Annotated in this window: 15 protein-coding genes and 1 pseudogene; 10 read left to right on the forward strand and 6 right to left on the reverse strand. The window is 53.1% G+C overall.

Annotated features, from left to right (window positions below; translation table 11 throughout):
* Position 1: 1 nt before the first annotated feature.
* The 5 genes from FE783_RS18430 (at position 2) to nagA (ending at position 5,476) form a co-directional block, all read left to right on the forward strand.
* A complete protein-coding gene (locus tag FE783_RS18430) occupies positions 2 to 958 on the forward strand; it encodes a carbohydrate ABC transporter permease (protein WP_138880880.1) in 957 nt (318 codons plus the stop codon).
* A gap of 86 nt (positions 959 to 1,044) precedes the next feature.
* Positions 1,045 to 1,755 (forward strand): response regulator transcription factor, encoded by a 711-nt coding sequence (locus FE783_RS18435; RefSeq protein WP_138880849.1) that lies wholly within the window; start codon positions 1,045 to 1,047, stop codon positions 1,753 to 1,755.
* Positions 1,752 to 3,134 (forward strand): sensor histidine kinase, encoded by a 1,383-nt coding sequence (locus FE783_RS18440; RefSeq protein ID WP_138880850.1) that lies wholly within the window; start codon positions 1,752 to 1,754, stop codon positions 3,132 to 3,134. The genes FE783_RS18435 and FE783_RS18440 overlap by 4 nt, the downstream gene beginning before the upstream one ends.
* Before the next feature lie 257 nt (positions 3,135 to 3,391).
* Positions 3,392 to 4,150 (forward strand): HAD family hydrolase, encoded by a 759-nt coding sequence (locus FE783_RS18445; protein ID WP_138880851.1) that lies wholly within the window; start codon positions 3,392 to 3,394, stop codon positions 4,148 to 4,150.
* 165 nt (positions 4,151 to 4,315) lie between these two features.
* Positions 4,316 to 5,476 (forward strand): N-acetylglucosamine-6-phosphate deacetylase, encoded by a 1,161-nt coding sequence (gene nagA / locus FE783_RS18450; RefSeq protein WP_158301898.1) that lies wholly within the window; start codon positions 4,316 to 4,318, stop codon positions 5,474 to 5,476.
* Between the two features lie 421 nt (positions 5,477 to 5,897).
* Here the strand turns inward: nagA and pepF (FE783_RS18455) are convergent, their stop codons facing one another.
* The 3 genes from pepF (FE783_RS18455) to FE783_RS18465 all read right to left on the reverse strand — a co-directional run bounded on the left by pepF (FE783_RS18455) (position 5,898) and on the right by FE783_RS18465 (position 10,337).
* Complete coding sequence (gene pepF / locus FE783_RS18455) at positions 5,898 to 7,688, reverse strand: oligoendopeptidase F (protein ID WP_138880853.1); 1,791 nt, start codon at positions 7,686 to 7,688, stop codon at positions 5,898 to 5,900.
* 101 nt (positions 7,689 to 7,789) lie between these two features.
* Entirely contained in the window at positions 7,790 to 9,580 is a 1,791-nt protein-coding gene (pepF, locus tag FE783_RS18460) for an oligoendopeptidase F (protein ID WP_238403139.1), read from the reverse strand.
* 574 nt (positions 9,581 to 10,154) lie between these two features.
* Positions 10,155 to 10,337, reverse strand: a complete 183-nt coding sequence (locus FE783_RS18465; RefSeq protein WP_138880855.1) for a hypothetical protein — start codon at positions 10,335 to 10,337, stop codon at positions 10,155 to 10,157.
* Between the two features lie 539 nt (positions 10,338 to 10,876).
* Between FE783_RS18465 and FE783_RS18470 the strand changes: the two genes are divergently transcribed.
* Positions 10,877 to 12,208, forward strand: coding sequence for a hemolysin family protein (locus FE783_RS18470; RefSeq protein WP_138880856.1), 1,332 nt, complete (start codon positions 10,877 to 10,879; stop codon positions 12,206 to 12,208).
* A gap of 100 nt (positions 12,209 to 12,308) precedes the next feature.
* Here FE783_RS18470 and FE783_RS18475 read toward each other — a convergent pair whose 3' ends face one another.
* Positions 12,309 to 12,542: a hypothetical protein gene (locus tag FE783_RS18475; RefSeq protein WP_138880857.1), complete on the reverse strand. Its 234-nt coding sequence runs from the start codon at positions 12,540 to 12,542 to the stop codon at positions 12,309 to 12,311.
* A 141-nt stretch (positions 12,543 to 12,683) separates the two neighbouring features.
* The gene (locus FE783_RS18480; protein WP_138880858.1) at positions 12,684 to 13,346 is read right to left on the reverse strand and encodes a GGDEF domain-containing protein; all 663 of its coding nucleotides are present in this window, start codon (positions 13,344 to 13,346) and stop codon (positions 12,684 to 12,686) included.
* 228 nt (positions 13,347 to 13,574) lie between these two features.
* Here FE783_RS18480 and FE783_RS18485 point away from each other — a divergent pair, with 228 nt between their 5' ends.
* The 4 genes from FE783_RS18485 to FE783_RS18500 all read left to right on the forward strand — a co-directional run bounded on the left by FE783_RS18485 (position 13,575) and on the right by FE783_RS18500 (position 17,790).
* On the forward strand, positions 13,575 to 14,282 hold the full coding sequence (locus tag FE783_RS18485; RefSeq protein WP_138880859.1) for a class I SAM-dependent methyltransferase: 708 nt from the start codon (positions 13,575 to 13,577) through the stop codon (positions 14,280 to 14,282).
* A gap of 95 nt (positions 14,283 to 14,377) precedes the next feature.
* Positions 14,378 to 14,575, forward strand: coding sequence for a cold shock domain-containing protein (locus FE783_RS18490; protein WP_138880860.1), 198 nt, complete (start codon positions 14,378 to 14,380; stop codon positions 14,573 to 14,575).
* Between the two features lie 174 nt (positions 14,576 to 14,749).
* The gene (locus FE783_RS18495; protein ID WP_138880861.1) at positions 14,750 to 15,475 is read left to right on the forward strand and encodes a YebC/PmpR family DNA-binding transcriptional regulator; all 726 of its coding nucleotides are present in this window, start codon (positions 14,750 to 14,752) and stop codon (positions 15,473 to 15,475) included.
* 128 nt (positions 15,476 to 15,603) lie between these two features.
* Positions 15,604 to 17,790: a DNA topoisomerase III gene (locus FE783_RS18500; RefSeq protein WP_138880862.1), complete on the forward strand. Its 2,187-nt coding sequence runs from the start codon at positions 15,604 to 15,606 to the stop codon at positions 17,788 to 17,790.
* Positions 17,791 to 18,039: 249 nt separating this feature from the next.
* On the opposite strand, the pseudogene FE783_RS38345 reads toward FE783_RS18500, so the two are convergent.
* Positions 18,040 to 18,194, reverse strand: a pseudogene (locus FE783_RS38345) (IS66 family transposase); the annotation flags it as partial.

The following is an 18,194-nucleotide window of genomic DNA, read 5'->3' on the forward strand; positions in this document are numbered from 1 at the left end:
AATAACGGCATTGAAATCGAAGCGCACCGACGGCATCGATTGGAGAGCGGGGCTGACCAAGACACGCTACGTGATCTTGGGCAAAGAAGCCGACAAAGGGCTTATCTTCCGCGCCTTCATCTACCTTGTTCTGATCGACGTAGCTTATATTTACTTGAACCCGATCTTGTTCATGATCACGACGATGGTGAAAAACTCGCAAGACTTGCTTGATCCGGCCGTCAGCTGGGTACCGAGAGCGATCTATACGGGCGTTCTGCAGGACGCATGGACGAAGCTGAAATATCCGAGCGCGTTCACCATCAGCGCGATTCTATCGCTAACGATAGCCGTCCTGCAGACGGTATCCTGCGCGGTAGCCGGATATGCATTCGCACGGCTCGAATTTCCGTTCAAGAAGACTTTGTTCTTCTGCCTACTGTTGACTTTCATCGTACCTACGCAAGTTGTCATTTTGCCTAACCTGATCGCGGCGAGCCAGCTCGGTTTGATGAAGACGTACATTCCGATCGTAGTGCCCGCATTGTTCGGCCATGGTTTGAAAGGTGCCCTGTTCGTCATCATTTATCGCCAGTTTTTCTCCACTCAGCCGAAGGAGTTGGAGGAGGCGGCCAAAATCGACGGCGCGAACGTATTCAAAATTTTCTACAAAGTTATGCTGCCGCTCGCAAAGCCGGCTATTCTAGTCGTATTCCTGTTCTCGTTCGTATGGACGTGGAACGATTACTATTTGCCAAGCATGTATTTGAACGGCGTGAAGGAAGTTCCGCTTTCGATGGGTATATCGCAAATTTCGGCGGTGCTTACTCAGCAAGCGGCGGAGTTCGGACCATCGATATTCGATGAGCCGCTCAAGATGGCGACTTCGTTCCTGATTATTCTGCCTCCTCTCGTTCTGTATATGTTTACGCAGCGTTGGTTCGTCGAAGGCGTCGAGCGCACGGGTCTTGTCGAATAGTTAAAAAAACCAATCGGACGGCGGGAGGAATTATCCTCCCGCCGTTGAATTTTATTAGGATACAAAACTAGCCAGGAGGACGACCGGTGCATATCCTGATTGTCGAAGACGAACCCAAAATCCGCGACGTGCTCATCGCTTATTTCGAGAAGGAAGGCTGGAAAACCGATTATACGTCCAACGGGATCGAAGCGGTACAAAAGTTCGATTACCATCAGCATGACCTCATCATCCTCGATTTGATGCTGGAAGGATTGCCGGGAGAAGAAGTTTGCAAAAAAATTCGTGAAAAATCGAATGTCCCCATTATTATGGTCACATCCAAATCACGCGAAATCGATACGATCAACGGATTGAATCTCGGGGCCGACGACTATATCGTCAAGCCTTTCCGAGCCAAGGAATTGATCGCCCGCATATATGCTTTGTTCCGTCGCATCGCCCCGGCCAAACGGGAGAACCATGAAGAGAAAGTAATCCGTTTCTATGGCGGCAAGCTTGTGATCGATATGGAAACGCGGGAAGTGCTCGCTAACGGCAAGCCCGCTCCGCTTACCGCAACGGAGTTCAAGCTGCTCTCCGTCCTCATCCGCAAGCCCGGTAAAGTGTACAGCCGGGCGGATCTTTCGTATACGGTGCAAGGATACCGCTTTCAGGGAGACGGACGGGCAATCGACGCCCACGTCAAAAATTTGCGCAAAAAAATCGAACCCGACCCGAGCGCCCCTCTCTATATCGTTACGGTCGTCGGTACCGGTTATAAATTCTCGATGCAGCCGGACGAGCCGGAATTATGAAAAGAATCTTTCCATTCTTCCGCAAAATGAGCTTTATTTTGTTTCTAAGCTTCCTGCTCTATTCGGTCGTATTCGTCCTGTTGATTTCCGTCATCAATAATACGAACTGGCAGTCGCTGTTCTCGCGATTCCATTCCGTCCAAATGGAGAAGAACGGATATTTGGTCATGGATGACATGCGCAGAGAGGGGATTACGCATGGACCGCTCTCGGAAGAGCAGAAGCAGTGGCTGCAGCGCAGAGCGGCGTTATACGGCATTTTGCTCCGATACGAGAGCAAAGACCGCAAGGAGATATGGTTCGACACGTTCTCCAAAGCGCAAGTCTCCTCTTCCCAAGATTCGGCGGAAGTGCCTTATACGACAAATGGCCAGATGCAGGGCTATATCAAAATGCAGTATATATTAAGCAACAGCGAGCTGGAGCCCGCATACGCGGAATTTATGAAATCGATCCAGTTCCGCTCCAAGCTGCTGCTGATCGGCGTCGTCGCCGCCTCGATCTTGTTCAGCTTCTTTATCGCCCGCAGCTTGTCCAAGCCATTAAAAGAAGTGTACCGGATGGCTACGGAGATCGGTAAAGGGAAACGCGATGTGGCGGTTCCGTTGAAAGGTCCGGAAGAAGTCAGAAGGCTCGCCGCAACCCTTCACGAAATGACCAAAGAGCTCAAGAAGCAGGAAGACTGGCGGCACCACCTCATGGAGGATTTGACTCACGAGCTGCGTACTCCGCTGACGACGTTGCTCACGCAAATCGAAGCGATTATCGACGGTGTATACGAGCCGGAGCCTGAACGGCTGCAGGATATTTATGAGGAGCTGATTCGGCTGTCGCGGCTCGTCAACGACCTCGAGCGGCTGTCCGAAGCCGAAAGCGCCCGATTCTCCCTGCATGTACGGAGGACGAATATGGTGGAATTGGCGCGGGCGGTATACTCGAACTTTTTGCCGCTCGCGCGAAGCAAAGGAATTAAGCTTACGTTCGAGCCGGCTTTTGTTCCGTGCTACGCCGAAGTCGACAGGGATAAAATTGTTCAGGTGCTGTCCAATATCGTCTCGAATGCGATCAAGTATACGCCGGAAGGCGGGAACGTAACTATAAGCGTCTCCTATAATATTGAATGGACGGTTATTCGCTGCGAGGATAACGGGATCGGCGTGAGCGATAAAGATTTGCCGTACATTTTCAACCGGTTATACCGCGCCGATAAATCCCGATCGCGCTTCAGCGGGGGTGTGGGTCTCGGGTTAAGTATCGCCAAAGCTTTGGCGGAAGCTCATAACGGAACGATCGAAGCGGAGTCCGAGCTTGGCGTCGGCTCGGTCTTTACGATAACGCTACCGATTCAGTTTAAGCCATACATGGGAGAGGAATCTTAATTTTATTGTAAAGACGATAGGAGAAAGGGTCATTTCTGCGGTTTGGACAGCCGGGGAATTGGCCCTTTTTTGAATTTCGCGGGGCTATTTTGTCGTAAAACCGCACCTTTTCGCAACATTTGTAATATAATATTACATCGATTTGCTATTTTAATAGAGAAACATGATTACCATTGTTCGTTTTGCTCGATTATGTTACAATACATAACATATCTCGAGAATGATGTGGAGTTTATACATCAAGGGAGGCGCTGCGGATGAGTTGGAAAATGATCGCGCTTGATTTGGACGGTACGCTTCTGGATCGGAACGGGAATATATCGGACGAAAATGCGGAATGGGTGCGGAAGGCGCAATATTCCGGCATCAATGTCGTTCTTGTGAGCGGGCGCCATCGAATGCGTATTGCCCCGATCATCGAGAAGCTGGATCTTCGTCTGCCGGTCATTACGACGAACGGCTGCGAGATTTGGTCTGCCGAGGGTCATTTGCTCGACCGCAACGTACTTCCGTGGAAAGATGTGGAGATCGTTCATTTATTCGCCTTTCAGCATAATGTCAACTACCGGGCTTATTGTGCGGAAGGCGTATTCGATTCCGACCAGCGGCAGCATCTCGCGCAGATGGATTACAGCTGGCTGAAGGTGCTGCTGAAATCGGATAACCGCCGCAGCTTAACCGATGCGTACGAGCGTCTCCATGCAACGAAACGTCTGGAACTGACCGCATACGGAACGCCTGGAGAACCGCAGCAAATCGACGTTCAGCCGAAAGGTACGGGCAAAGCGGCGGCATTAGGCAAGCTGTGCGGCATGCTCGGTATCTGCAAGGAGGAGGTCGTCGCATTCGGAGACGACCGCAACGATATCGAGATGCTCCGTTGGGCCGGACTCGGTATCGCAATGGGCAACGCACCGGACGATGTGAAGGCGGCGGCCGACACCGTCGCGCCTCACTATCTCGATTCCGGCGTCGGACGGACGATTGCGCGCATTATGAGGCATGCATCGGCATGAGCAACGGGTGAGAGGACGGACCGCATATGGGCGCACAAGCGTCTTGTGTGCGGTTTTTGTTTTGCGGATCTATCGTTGTGGTACCGCCCGATATTCACTGTGTACGGGAATATGGCGGCGTGATAATATACGTATGTATATATAACGGTAACGGGAGGATCGAGCGTGGGGGAAGCGATATGGATCAACGCGAAATTATATACCGGACAGCGTGTAATTGAAAACGGTCGCATGATCGTTACCGAGAACGGGACGATCCGGGCATTGGGGGACGAGCTGCTGCCCGTACCTGCACATGCGCGAGTCATCGATTGCAATGGGGCGCTGCTTATGCCCGGGTTCATCGATGTACATGTTCATGGCGGGAACGGATACGGCATGATGGAAGGCACATACGAAGCGCTGGACGGAATAAGCCGATTCCATGCGCGGCATGGGACGACCGCTTTCTTGGCAACCACGTCGACCGCGGCTAAAGAGACGATTGTACGGGCGCTGCGCAATGCGGCGGAGACTATCGGGAAAACGTCGGGCGCCGAGCTCACGGGCATTCACCTGGAAGGTCCTTATTTGGACGAGAAGCGACGCGGCGCACAGAGCAAAGAACATCTCAGACTGCCGGCGGCGGACGAAATCGATGAGTTTACGGAAGCGGCGGGCGGACATATTCGTCTCGTTACGCTGGCGCCGGAAATCGAAGGCGGAATGGAGGCGGTCGAACGATTCGCAAGCAAAGGGATCACCGTATCGGCCGGTCATTCCGACGCCACTATGGCTCAGGTGGAAGCGGCGGTCAGACTCGGATTGAGTCATACGACCCATCATTTCAACGGGATGAGTCCGCTCCATCATCGCGAACCGGGATTGGCCGGAGCGGGACTTATGCTCGAAGAGCTTACGACGGAGCTGATCTGTGACGGCATTCACGTCCACCCGTCCGTCGTGAAACTGTTGTTCGAGATGAAGTCGCCCGAGAAAGTGTGCATGATTACCGACGCGGTATCCCCGGCCGGACTGCCGGATGGGGAGTATGGCGAGGTGATCGTCCGGTCCGGCGAAATAACGCTCAAGAACGGCTCCTCGCTTGCGGGAAGCTCGCTGACGATGCTGCAGGCGCTGAAAAACGCGATCCAGTATACCGGTTTCCCGATCGAGAAGGTGCTGCCTTCGATGACGATCGTACCGGCTCGGCAAGTCCGGCTCGATCGGGTCAAAGGGACGCTCGCGCCGGGGAAACATGCGGACTTTGTGCTGCTCACGCCGGAGCTGGATCTTCTCTCAACGCATGTAAGGGGAGTAGAGGTATTTCGGTCGGACAATGACTAACTATGCAGAAAGGGCGATAGTAGACCGTGAGGTCCGCTATCGTCCTTTCTATCGGTTCTTCGTTTACGAAATAACGGAACGCCAATTTCCACGAGCTTTTTCCGCTTTTCATCCATAGGAATAAGCGATGGGGACATGAGTTTTGGAGTAGAAGACATTTCGCAGAAGCTCCGAGAGGGAATGGGTATTGGAGCGGAAAGTTTGGGTGTGAATTTGGCATGAACCTCGCCAAAATCACACTCGGGGCGCCTTTGAAGTCGTGTTGTTACCGCCAAGTCTAATCAAGACCACACGACTTCAACAGCGGTTGAAGCTCAATACCCATTCCCTCCGAACGCGCTGACGTATGGGTTTGCACACCAATGGACCGTCCGGGCGTTTTTCCCGGACGGTTTTTCTCATACAATAGGTGCGGCTGCAGCTACTTGGTTAACTCCTCCATTTGACCAATCAAATCCTCGAATACGCTCATCGCCTGACGGATCGGCTCCGGCGACGACATATCCACGCCGGCGCGCTTCAAAATCTCGATCGAATAATCGCTGCCGCCGCTCTTCAGGAAGCCGAGGTAACGCTCGACGGCAGGCGTTCCTTCGTCGAGAATTTGTTTGGCGAAGCTCGTAGCGGCCGAGAAGCCCGTCGCATATTTGAACACGTAGAAGCTTCTGTAGAAGTGGGGGATGCGGGCCCACTCCATCTCGATGTCCTTGTCGACGGTCATCGACGATCCGTGATATTTGACGTTCAGGTCATAATAAATGGCGCAGAAGTCCTGATGCGTGAGCGATTCGCCCTGCTCCGCCCTCTTGTAGACGATCCGTTCGAATTCGGCGAACATCGTTTGCCTGAATACGGTCGTCCGGAATTTGTCGGCGTAATGGCACAGCAAATACAATTTTTGGGTCGGGTCGGAGGATTGGTTCAGCAGATGGTCCATGAGCAGCGCTTCGTTCAGTGTCGAAGCGACTTCGGCCAAGAAAATCGTATACTGGGCGTCGCGATAGTCCTGTTGCGAATCGGATAAATACGAATGGAGCGCGTGACCCATTTCGTGCGTCAACGTAAACATGCTGCTTAAATTATCTTTATGGTTAAGGAGAACGAATGGATGAGTGCCGTATGCGCCGGAGCAGTAGGCGCCGTTTCGTTTGCCTTCATTCTCATAGACGTCGATCCAGCCGCCTTCGAGTCCTTCTTCTAATATTTTACTGTAATGTTCGCCTAACGGCCGCACGCTTTCCAGCACGATTTTTTTCGCTTCGTCGTACGTGATATCCAGCTTGTACTCGTCGACGAGCGGGGCGAACAAGTCGTACATATGCAGTTCGTCCACCTTCAGCAGCTGCTTCCGCAGCTCCATGTAGCGATGCAGCAGAGGCAAGCTTTCGTGGATCGCGGCGATCAGGTTGTCGTAGACGTCCAGCGGAATTTTGTCTCCGTAGAGCGAGGCTTCCAGAGCAGAAGGGTACTTTCTCGCTTTGGCATAGAACATATTTTTCGTCAGGTTGGCTCCCAGCGTCGCCGCAAAGGTGTTGCGGAGCTTGCCGTACGTCGCATACATCGCCTCGAAGGCGCTCTTGCGGACATCGCGGTTGCGGCTTTCGAGAAACTGGATGTAGCGGCCGTGAGTCAGCTCGATTTCTTCGCCATTCTCGTCCTGGATCTTCGGAAACTTCATGTCGGCGTTGTTGAGCATGCCGAATATCGTTCCCGGAGCTTGGGATACGTTGCCGACTTGGGCGAGCAGCGCTTCCTCCGGCTTCGATAAAATGTGCGGCTTCTGACGGAGCATGTCGTCGAGCGTTTTTTTGTATTTCTTAAGCCCCGGATCGGCGATGAGCGACTGCAGCTGATCGTCGGACAAGTCCAATATTTCCGGAGTAATAAAGGACATCGCCTGATTCGCCTCGACGGCGAGCTTCTTTACTTTATCCGACAATGCCTGATGAGCCGGTTCCGCCATATCCTCGTGGTGGCGGTTGCTGGCATAGCAGTACAGCCGCTCGGTCAGAAGGGAGAGCTTATCCTCGAGCTCGAAGCATTGACGAATCGTATCGGGGTTGTTCAGCTTGCCTTCGTATTGGCCGATGTCTTTGGCCAGCTGCTTTACTTGCTCATATTCCTCATTCCACGCTTGCTGGTCGGCAAACAAATCTTCCAGCCGCCAACGATGCTCTGCCGGCACTTCGGAACGTTTCAACACGGTTTTCATAGGAACCCTCCTGTCGCTATTCGGTTATCGCGCTTTGAATGGAATAGTCCCCGACAGCCTGTTGCCGGGGACTTCGAAGTAATCCGCAGAGACTAACCCGATTATTTCGTTAGCTGCTCCATCTGCTCGATCAAGCTCTCGAACACGCTCATCGCTTGACGGACCGGCTCCGGAGACGACATGTCTACGCCGGCCCGCTTCAATATTTCGATCGAATAGTCGCTGCTGCCGCTCTTCAGGAAGCCGAGGTAACGGTCGACCGCCGGCGCCCCCTCGTCGAGAATTTGTTTGGCGAAGCTCGTCGCCGCGGAGAAGCCGGTAGCATACTTGAATACGTAGAAGCTGTTGTAGAAATGGGGGATGCGGGCCCATTCCATCTCGATTTCTTTATCGACGGCCATCGCCTTGCCGTGATACAGCAAGTTCAGATCGTAGTAAATTTTGCACAGATCCTGGTGCGTGAGCGACTCGCCTTTCTCGGCGCGGTCATAAATGATTTTCTCGAATTCCGCGAACATCGTTTGCCTGAAAACGGTCGTGCGGAACTGATCGGCATAATAGGTGAGCAAATACATTTTCTGCTTCGGATCGGTCGATTTGTTCAGCAAGTAGTCCATAAGCAGCGCTTCGTTCAACGTCGAGGCGACTTCGGCCAGGAATATCGTATATTGCGCGGTGCGATAGTCCTGATGCGAATCGGACATATAAGAGTGAAGCGCGTGGCCCATTTCATGCGTCAACGTGAACATGCTGTTCAAATTGTCCTTATGGTTGAGAAGCACGAACGGATGCGTGCCGAAAGCGCCCCATTGATAAGCGCCGCTTCGTTTGCCTTCGTTCTCGTAAACGTCGATCCAGCCGTTATTGAACCCTTCCTGGAGAACCTTGCTATAGTTCTCGCCGAGCGGCTTGACGCTCTCGAGAACGATTTTCTTCGCTTCTTCGTATGTAATGTCCATCTTGTATTCATCGACAAGCGGCGCGAACAAGTCGTACATGTGCAGCTCATCCACTTTCAGCAGCTTCTTCCGCAGATCCATATAGCGGTGCAGCAGCGGTAAGCTTTCATGGATGGCGGAAATGAGGTTGTTGTACACGTCGACCGGGATTTTGTCGCCGTACAGCGATGATTCCAGTGCGGAAGGGTACTTTCTCGCTTTCGAGTAAAAAATGTTTTTCGTCAAGTTGGCGCCAAGCGTCGAAGCAAGCGTATTGCGCAGCTTGCCGTAGGTTCCGTACATCGCCTCGAAGGCGTTTTTGCGCACGTCGCGGTCGCGGCTTTCGAGAAACTGGATGTAGCTGCCGTGGGTGAGCTCGGTTTCCACGCCGTTTTCGTTTTTCACCTTCGGAAATTTCATGTCGGCGTTATTCAGCATGCCGAAAATCGTCTCGGGCGCCTGGGACAAATTGCCGACCTGAGCGAGCAGCGCTTCCTCCTGCTTGGACAAGGTGTGGGGTTTTTGCCTAAGCATATCTTCGAGCGTTTTTTTGTATTTCGACAGCTCGGGATTGCCTACCAGCGCTTGCAGCTTCTCGTCGGACAGGCTCAATATTTCCGGGGTAATAAATGACAAAGCTTCGCCGACCTCGACGTTCAGCTTCTTCGCTTTTTCGGATAAAGCCTGATAAGTCGGTTCCGCCATATCTTCATGATGGCGCATATTGGCGTATACGTATAGACGTTCGATATGAAGGGATATTTCATCCTCAAGCTCGAAGCATTGCTTGATCGGTTTCGCTTCATTCAGCTTTCCTTCGAACTGGCCGATGTCCTTGAGCTGTTTTTTCAATACATCGTATTCTTTGTCCCATGCTTGCTGATTGGCAAACATATCTTCGAGCTTCCAGCGGTTTTCCGCCTGGACTTCGGAACGTTTCAACAGTTGATTCATTGGGATCCTCCTATCGGTTTTCGAAGGTTTTGCAGCTTGGACGGCGTAAACGGGTACGGCGGTCATGGCAGCCAGGCAAATGGTTGCGATAAGCGGGATTAGCTTCATGGGGGACCTCCTGAAATCTTTGCGTTAGCAAAGATTGCTTCGAAAGCATAAACTGAGCTTTACGAAGTAAAGCTTGCTTCGAAAGCATACGCTTAGCTTTGCTTAACTCCCCTATTATGGCCGTTCCGTTATGCAATTATGAAAAGATTGACAGCCGCCTGCCGCTTGATCCGGTTTAAGCCCGGAAGCTAGAGGAAATCGAATATGATAAACGGCCGCGGGTAGCGGTCGATCCTCTTCAGGAAAAGAATTGGGTAATAGATTGGAAGTGTCCGGGAACGGATGTTCCCCTTTCCGAATTCACGCAACGGGAACAAATGGGTAAAATAAGAGTCGCAAACATCCGCTATTTTTGCCAAAAACCGACTATTACCCGAAATAAGAGCTCCAAACCGTTTCTATTACCTTGAATCCGGAAGCCGCAGCAAAAACGACGCGGACCGGTAAACGGACGCGAACAAGGCGATCAAAATCCGGCGCCCAGCAGGCTGAAGACGATCATAAAGAAGCTGCAGCTTACGAGCACAATCGTCACAAGGGCGAGAATGCGCCGCATCTGGGGCTGGATCGTATCTTTCTTCATAATCAAAATAAGCGCGAGCGAAAAGGCAAGGATCGTAAACAGGACGATCGATCCGGTATCGTTCAATGGGGTTCACCTCGATGCGTTTGCTGCTGCCGGGTACACAATGGCGCAATTCCGGTGCACATTCAATAGGGTCGATTGTCCAATTGCTTCGGCCATAGGAACGATCGTTTGCTTGCACCATTGTGTACTAGTATTCTCCAAATGCGGGCGAAATCCTTTTCACTTCGAGATTTTGCTCGGTTCAGGGCCGGTACATTTCCTTTATAACGATTCATTCCGCCCGATTTGTTCCCCGGGAGTCAAACGCATGTACGATGCAACCGAAGACGGTATATTATTTATATAGAACGGACTGGCCAAGCAGAACCGCTTTTCCGACAATTCCGGGGCTGCCGGATCAAGACTTGTTGAATAACATCCAAGCCGCCGCGAATAAAATGAACCAAACAACTATATTTCGGATGGAAAGAGGTGTGCATAGTTTCTCGTAATTAGGGGGCTCCCCCGAAAGTATTTGGAATACGCTTCGGAGGCCGGCTCCACTTTCGGGGGATAAAAGGAGGTGTACCTGTCTTCCTTAATGAGGAGATAGGAGAACATTGGATGGTGGCCCGATACCGATAGGGTTAAGTATTGCGCTGGTCGTTGTATTGGTATTGCTGAACGGTTTTTTTGTTGCGGCGGAGTTCGCGGTCGTCAAAATCCGCGGCAGCCGGATTGAAAGCTTGGCGCAGGAAGGCATGCTGAGGGCGAAGCTCGCCCGGAAAATCCTCGCGAATTTGAACGCGTACTTGTCCGCCTGCCAGTTAGGAATTACTTTGACGTCTCTCGGTCTGGGGTGGGTGGGAGAGCCTGCTGTGGCACGCTTGCTGGAACCGGCCATGAGCACAATCGGAATGCCCGATCCGGTCATTCATACAATCGCTTTCCTCATCGCTTTTACGCTGATTACTTCCCTTCATATAACGATCGGAGAACAATATCCGAAAACATATGCGATACGCAAGCCCGAGCCGATTACGTTATGGGTCGCGGCTCCGCTTATTATGTTTTACAAGCTGATGCTGCCGTTTATATGGGTATTGAACGGGGTATCCAACTGGATGCTGAAGAAGTCCGGGATCGAGCCGGACGATAGCCATGAGTCGGTCCATACCGAGGAAGAGATCCGCATCTTGGTGAAGGAAAGCCACAAGAACGGGCTGATCGACAAAACCGAGCTGACGCTGGTCGACAATATTTTCGAATTTTCCGAAACGTACTCCAGGGAAATTATGATTCCCCGTACGGAAATGGTATGCCTGTACGCCAACGTTTCTTATGAAGAGAACAAGCGGATTGCCATCGAGAAGATGCATACCCGTTATCCGGTATGCGATCCGGACAAAGACAATGTCGTCGGGTTCGTGCATATTAAGGAAATGCTCAAGCACGATGATTCGATCGACAGCATTTTGAAGATTACCCGCCCTCTAATGAAAGTGCCGGATTCGATGCCGATCAGCACTTTGCTTCGGCTCATGCAAAGGAATCGGACCGCTATCGCGCTGCTGATCGATGAATATGGCGGAACCTCCGGACTGGTTACGATCGAGGACATTATGGAGGAAATCGTCGGAGAAATTCACGACGAGTTCGATGAGGGCAGGCCCCGGATCGATCGGCAAAGCTCGTACGTGTATTCGATCGACGGTCTGCTGCTGATCGACGAAGTGAACAGCTACTTCGGCACCGAAATCGAAACGGACAATTACGATACGATCGGAGGCTGGATTTATTCCCAGGTGGAGATGCCGCCGCGCCCGAACCAGTGCATCCATCATAACGGCTTCGAATATACGGTCGAAGAGGTCGACCATATGCGCATATCCAGATTGATCGTGCGCCTTCCGGAGAACTATGAGATGCCGGCCGGACAGGAAGTATCGTAAAACTGCAGCTTTAAAGTATGAGAAAAATCCCCCGTACGCCGTCGATTGCGACATACAGGGGATTTTATTTGCGCACAGCAGGCTTTCTCGCTATACGCCGTCACACTTGCTTGAACGCCTCGATAATGTCCAGACGTTCTTCCTCCGTGCCTTCGAACCGTTCCTTCGAGAAAGTCGATTCCGCCCAATGCATAAGGGCCGGCCGGCTCAAAAACTCGAAGTTGTCTTCGCCCCATTGATCGGAAATGACACGCACGACGAAACGCGTCCCGTGCACCTCGACATTGAGCATATTCCATTTATCTTTCTTGTAAATCTGCACTTTCTTGATCATTCGGCATTTCTCCATTCCAGTCGTTTGTCGCCAATGGTTGCATCATAGCGTATCGGGACGCGGAAAGCAATAGGGGAACGGGATTGACCGCCAATTGAGCGGGACAAGCAGGTAATCCGCCGCCGCACCGAGGAAGCTCGATTACGGGTGCGCGCTTTGCTTTGTTTTGCGGGCAATTTCGCTGCGGTCGTACTTGCGCAGCAAATCATCCAACGCTTCGCGCAGCAGCGCGGATTCTTTCTTATTCAGCTGCTCGGCGAGCGATTTCAGCCGGCGGACGTTCGTAGACGGGTAATAGCACGATTTCATCACCATTTCCTCGTTCGGGGGCAGCGCCACTTGGTTGCGGCCGATTTCCTTGGCGGACACGAGGGCGGCGCTGGCCGCTCTCCGCAAGGCGGAATCGGTTTTCCCGTCGCGGGGGTATTGGGCGACGCCGATCGTGATCGTAAACCGGTGATCGTCCGGCAGAGCGAACGCAGCCTGATTCGCTTCCACCTTCATTCTGAGACGTTCCATGGTGAGAAAAGCCTGCTCCAGCGTCATATTGTCCATAGCCAGCGCGAATTCGTCGCCTGACACCCGGAAAGCGGCCGTTCCGCTCTCCTCCTGCAGCAAAACGGCGAGTCCTTTCAGCGCCTCGTCTCCCGCTTCGCTTCCAAGACGCTCGTTCAATTCGAGGAAATGGTCGACGTCGATCATCGCAAGCGCCACCGGCTCATCGCGGTCGATCCGCTCCTGCAAAACCTTCTCCAGCCCTTTGCTGTTCGGCAGTCCGGTCAAAGAATCTATATGCTTCGACATTGTATCACTCCAATATAATATATCCAAGCAATTCGTTGATGTAATACAAATTATTATATATATTATCGTAATGTGCAATCACTTTTACCAAAATTCTCAAAAAAATTTCAGTTTCGCATGGACACCGCCCTTCGTTTCTCTTATAATCGGAACAATACCCGGCGAGGCCGGGCAGGAATGAGACAAGAGCCGAGAAATGAATAGTCGAGACGAGGAGAGTCGAGAACGATGACACAAATGGAACGTTACGAACAAATCGGGGTAGCGATGACTTGCCGGGGATATGCCGAATACGAACGGATGTTTGATTTGGATGAACCTATGCTGCGGCGGGGAAAGGTGCTGGATGTAGCGGCAGGCGCATCGTCGTTCGCGGCTGAAGCGCGGGGCAGAGGGATTGACGTCACATGCGCGGACCCGAGATACGCCCTGTCGGTCGAGCAAATCGGCGAAGAAGGGTTCGCCGAAATCGGGACGTCGACGGAGAAGCTGGCGAAGCTCGCCCATCGATTCGATTGGAGCTATTATGGTGACGTTGAACGGCATAAAGCCGGTCGCATACAATCTTTAAACTTATTTCTGCAAGACTATGCCGAGAATTCGGCAAGGAACCGGTACGCGGCCGATCTGCTGCCGAAGCTGTCTTTTCCGGACGATACGTTCACGCTGGTGCTTTGCAGCCATTTTCTTTTTCTATACCAAGAACAGTTCGACGATGCTTTCCATCGCGCCGCGCTAGCGGAGCTGCTCCGGGTCTGCGTACCGGGCGGCGAAGTCAGGGTATATCCGCTTCTATCGCTCCGATGGGAGCCGTATCCGGGTCTGCCCGAGCTGATGGCGTATCTGGAGGTGCTTGGCGGAATGTGCGAGCTGCACAAATCCGCACTGCCGTTTATACCCGGCTCGACCGACATGCTGTGTATCCGCAAAAAATAGTTGGCATCGCGCCGAATAATTGCCGAACATTTGGCATATAATAGGCGACGTGCCGCATTTAGCGGACGTTAACCAGATATTGGAGGTAGTTGGGATTGAAAGGTACAGTGAAATGGTTTAATGCGGAAAAAGGGTACGGCTTCATTCGTTCCGATGAAGGAGAAGATCTGTTCGTCCACTTCTCGGCCATTCAAGGCGAAGGCTTCAAATCGCTGGACGAAGGCCAAGAGGTCGAATTCGATAAAGTAAACGGAGAGCGCGGTCCGCAAGCCGCCAACGTGTATAAGTTATAATCGAATACCGAACACGAAGCTTGATCTGACGCTATAGGATCAGCCGGGGTTCCGCCACGCTCGCCACATGGAGCGCCCGGAGCCCTGTTTTTGTTGTCCGAAATTTTGACCGCTCCGCCGCGAAAGTGGTAAACTATTAGGTGCCATATTACGAACGAGGAGCGTTAAGACGATATGCCAAAGTTTAAAAACTTCGCAGCGAAAAAGGGTAAGCTCGACCAAGCCAAAAATAATATGTTCGTGAAGCTTGCGCGGGAAATTTATATGGAGGCCAAGAAAGGCGGCCCCAATCCGGAAGGGAATTTCAAGCTGAAAACGGCGATCGCCAACGCCCGCCAAATCAATATGCCGGGAGACAACATAGAACGGGCTATCAAGAAGGCGACCGGCGGAGGCGAGAACGTCGACTACGAGGAGATCATCTACGAAGGCTACGGTCCGGGCGGAGTGGCGATCATGGTGAAATGTTTGACCGAGAACCGGAACCGGACCGCGGCGGACGTCCGCTCCATTTTCAATAAACGGGGCGGCAACATGGGCGAATCGGGCTGCGTGTCGTACATGTTCGACCAGAAGGGCGTACTTACGATCGACCGCGAAGATTCGGAGCTTGAGGAAGACTCGGTCATGATGGAAGCGATCGAGGCGGGAGCCGAAGATTTGGTCGTGAACGAAGACAGCTTCGAAATATTGACCCATCCCCATGAGTTCGAAAGCGTGAAAACCGCGCTAGAAGGAAACGGCTATTCGTTCGACAGCGCCTCGATCCGCTGGGTGCCGCAAAATTACGTGAAGGTCGAAGGCGAGAACGCGGACAAGCTGATGAAAATGATGGAGCTGTTCGACGATAACGACGACGTGCAGGACGTGTACGCCAACTTCGAAACCGACGAGGCTTGATCCGAAAGACGCTTACCGCGATCAGGCGGATCATTCGCTAACAGTCCCGGGAACGGGACTGTTGTTTTTTGGAGCGACGATTCTCATGCGGAGGCGGGCATAGCCGATCATGAAAGGAGCATAAAGCAATGAAATTTCTCGTTCTGGCGGAAAAGCCAAGTGTGGCCAAAGAAATCGCCCGCGTGCTCGGGGCGACGACGAAGCAGAAAAGCTGGTTCGAAGGCCCGAAATATGTAGTGACTTGGGCGCTCGGCCATCTGGTCGAGCTGGCGGAGCCGGAAGACTACGATCCGAAGTACAAGACGTGGAAGCTGGAAGATTTGCCGATCGTTCCGGCGAAGATGAACCTGAAAGTGATCCGCGAGACATCGCATCAATATAAGGCGGTCGCCCAGCTGTGCAAGCGTTCGGATATCGGCGAGCTTATTATCGCGACGGACGCGGGGAGAGAAGGGGAGCTAGTAGCCCGCTGGATAATGGAGCTGGTCCATTGGAACAAGCCGTTCAAGCGGCTATGGATTTCTTCGCAGACGGACAAGGCGATCCGCGAAGGGTTCGAGAAGCTGAAGCCGGGCCGCGACTACGACCGGCTGTATGCGTCCGCGGTATGCAGGGCGGAGGCCGATTGGCTGATCGGACTGAACGTGACGCGGGCGCTGACGAGCAAGTACAACGCGCAGCTGGCCGCAGGCCGGGTACAGACGCCGACGCTGGCGATGCTGATGGATCGAGAGCGGGATATCGCCGGATTCCGTCCCGTCCCGTACTGGACGGTGTCGGCCGATTTCGGCGGCTTTCAAGCGTTATGGCGCAAGGACGACAAGCATGACGGCCGTCTGTACGATAAAGCCGAAGCGGAGGCATTAGCCGCGCGACTCCGGGGGAAAGCGGCTGTCGTGGACCAAGTACGCACCGTCGAGCGCTCGGAGCCGCAGCCTCTAGCCTACGACTTGACCGAGCTCCAGCGGGACGCGAACAAGAAGCTCGGCTTCTCGGCCAAGCAGACGTCGAGCGTGCTCCAGCGGCTGTACGAGCAGCATAAGCTGGTTACTTACCCGCGGACGGATTCTCGGTATTTAACCTCGGACATGGCACCGACCTTCAAGAGCAGGCTGGAGAGCGTCGCGACAGGGCCGTATGTGGCGCTCGCGCGTGCTTTGCTGCGCAAGCCTCTCGCCGTAACGAAGCGGATTGTCGACGATTCAAAGGTAAGCGATCACCACGCGATTATCCCGACCGAGCAGTTTGTCCAATTGGGTGCCTTGAGCCCGGAGGAGCGCAGACTGTACGATCTGATCGTGCGGAGGTTTATTGCACTGTTTTACGCACCTAGCGTATACGATGAGACAAGTCTGGTCATCCGTGTCGGGGAAGATCGTTTCTATGCCAAAGGATACGTCCAGAAAGATGCGGGATGGAAGGAAGTATACGGCGGGGGACAGCCGTTATCCGGGGAGTCCGATGAGGACGATGACGAATCAGATGACGACAACGAGAAGTCGGACGGCAGAGCGGCCCACATGAAGTCCCAGTCGTTGCCGGCGATGAAACAGGGCCAGCCGCTCGTCGCGAAAGGATGCCGGATCGGCGACCACCAGACGAAGCCTCCGGCGAGACATACGGAAGCGTCGCTGCTGTCCGGCATGGAGAAGCACAACCTCGGAACGCCGGCGACCCGCGCCGATATTATCGAGAAGCTGCTGCAGACCGATACGATCGAACGGCAGCAAAACCAGCTCGTCCCGACTGGCAAAGGAAAGCAGCTTATCGAGCTCGTAGCCGAAGATTTGCGTTCGCCCGACTTGACCGCCGAATGGGAGCAGGAGCTGGAGCGCATCGCCAAAGGCAAGGGCGACCCGAAGGCGTTCATCGCCGATATCCGGACCCGGACGGCGAGCCTTGTGGCCGAAGTGAAAGCGAACGAGAAAGAGTACAAGCCGCACAACCTGACCCATACGAAATGTCCCGATTGCGGTCAAAAGATGATGGAGACGAAAGGCAAGCGCGGCAAAATGCTCGTATGTCCGAATCGCGAATGCGGTTTCCGCCGCGCCGCGGAGCCGGCATTGTCGAACAAACGCTGCCCGCAATGTCATAAGCGGATGGAGATCCACGACGGCAAAGCCGGGAAGTACGCACAGTGCCGTTCCTGCAACGTCATCGAGAAGCTGGAGGGTCAAGGGCCCGGCGGCGGAGGCAAGGCCAACCGCAGACAGCAGGCACAGCTCGCCAAGCAGTTCAGCGACAACGTATCGCTCGGATCAAGCTTGGGCGATGCGCTCAAGGCGGCTTTGGAGCGCGGTGAGAAAGACTGAATAGACGGTGAAAAAAAGACGGGGTAACGGAAACAATTGGGTTCCGTTATCCCGCTTTTCTTGTACTATCAGAATGGTTAAGTTCTTTACCGAACTAAAGCGAAAAGGTAACCCTTTTGCATAGGTAATTTGGAAATGGGCTTGAACGAACCAAACTTCCCTATTACTGAACTCTATTGCGCTATTTGCACATCAGATGGCCGAATCCAGCGAATAACGAACCCCATTGTTACTACTTAGGTTCCATAATCATCCAAAACGAAATTCACCACAAAGGACGGAGGTTAGGGAGGTGAGGACCGGGAGGCCTTGCTTACGGAGGGTAGAGATAAAACTGCGGGCACGAGCAAACTGTTCCGCCCCTTGCCAGGTGCGAAACGAACCGGAGATCTTTTGTTTCACTT

The sequence above is a fragment of the Paenibacillus mesophilus genome, from assembly GCF_005938385.1.
Taxonomy (GTDB): domain Bacteria; phylum Bacillota; class Bacilli; order Paenibacillales; family NBRC-103111; genus Paenibacillus_AB; species Paenibacillus_AB mesophilus.

Excerpts from the sequence above, each read along its gene's own strand:
- FE783_RS18440 (WP_138880850.1), top strand. The coding sequence starts at position 1,752 with ATGAAAAGAATCTTTCCATTCTTCCGCAAAATGAGCTTTATTTTGTTT.
- FE783_RS18445 (WP_138880851.1), top strand. The coding sequence starts at position 3,392 with ATGAGTTGGAAAATGATCGCGCTTGATTTGGACGGTACGCTTCTGGAT.
- pepF (WP_138880853.1), bottom strand. The coding sequence starts at position 7,688 with ATGAAAACCGTGTTGAAACGTTCCGAAGTGCCGGCAGAGCATCGTTGG.
- pepF (WP_238403139.1), bottom strand. The coding sequence starts at position 9,580 with ATGAATCAACTGTTGAAACGTTCCGAAGTCCAGGCGGAAAACCGCTGG.
- FE783_RS18475 (WP_138880857.1), bottom strand. The coding sequence starts at position 12,542 with ATGATCAAGAAAGTGCAGATTTACAAGAAAGATAAATGGAATATGCTC.
- FE783_RS18480 (WP_138880858.1), bottom strand. The coding sequence starts at position 13,346 with ATGTCGAAGCATATAGATTCTTTGACCGGACTGCCGAACAGCAAAGGG.
- FE783_RS18485 (WP_138880859.1), top strand. The coding sequence starts at position 13,575 with ATGACACAAATGGAACGTTACGAACAAATCGGGGTAGCGATGACTTGC.
- FE783_RS18495 (WP_138880861.1), top strand. The coding sequence starts at position 14,750 with ATGCCAAAGTTTAAAAACTTCGCAGCGAAAAAGGGTAAGCTCGACCAA.
- FE783_RS18500 (WP_138880862.1), top strand. The coding sequence starts at position 15,604 with ATGAAATTTCTCGTTCTGGCGGAAAAGCCAAGTGTGGCCAAAGAAATC.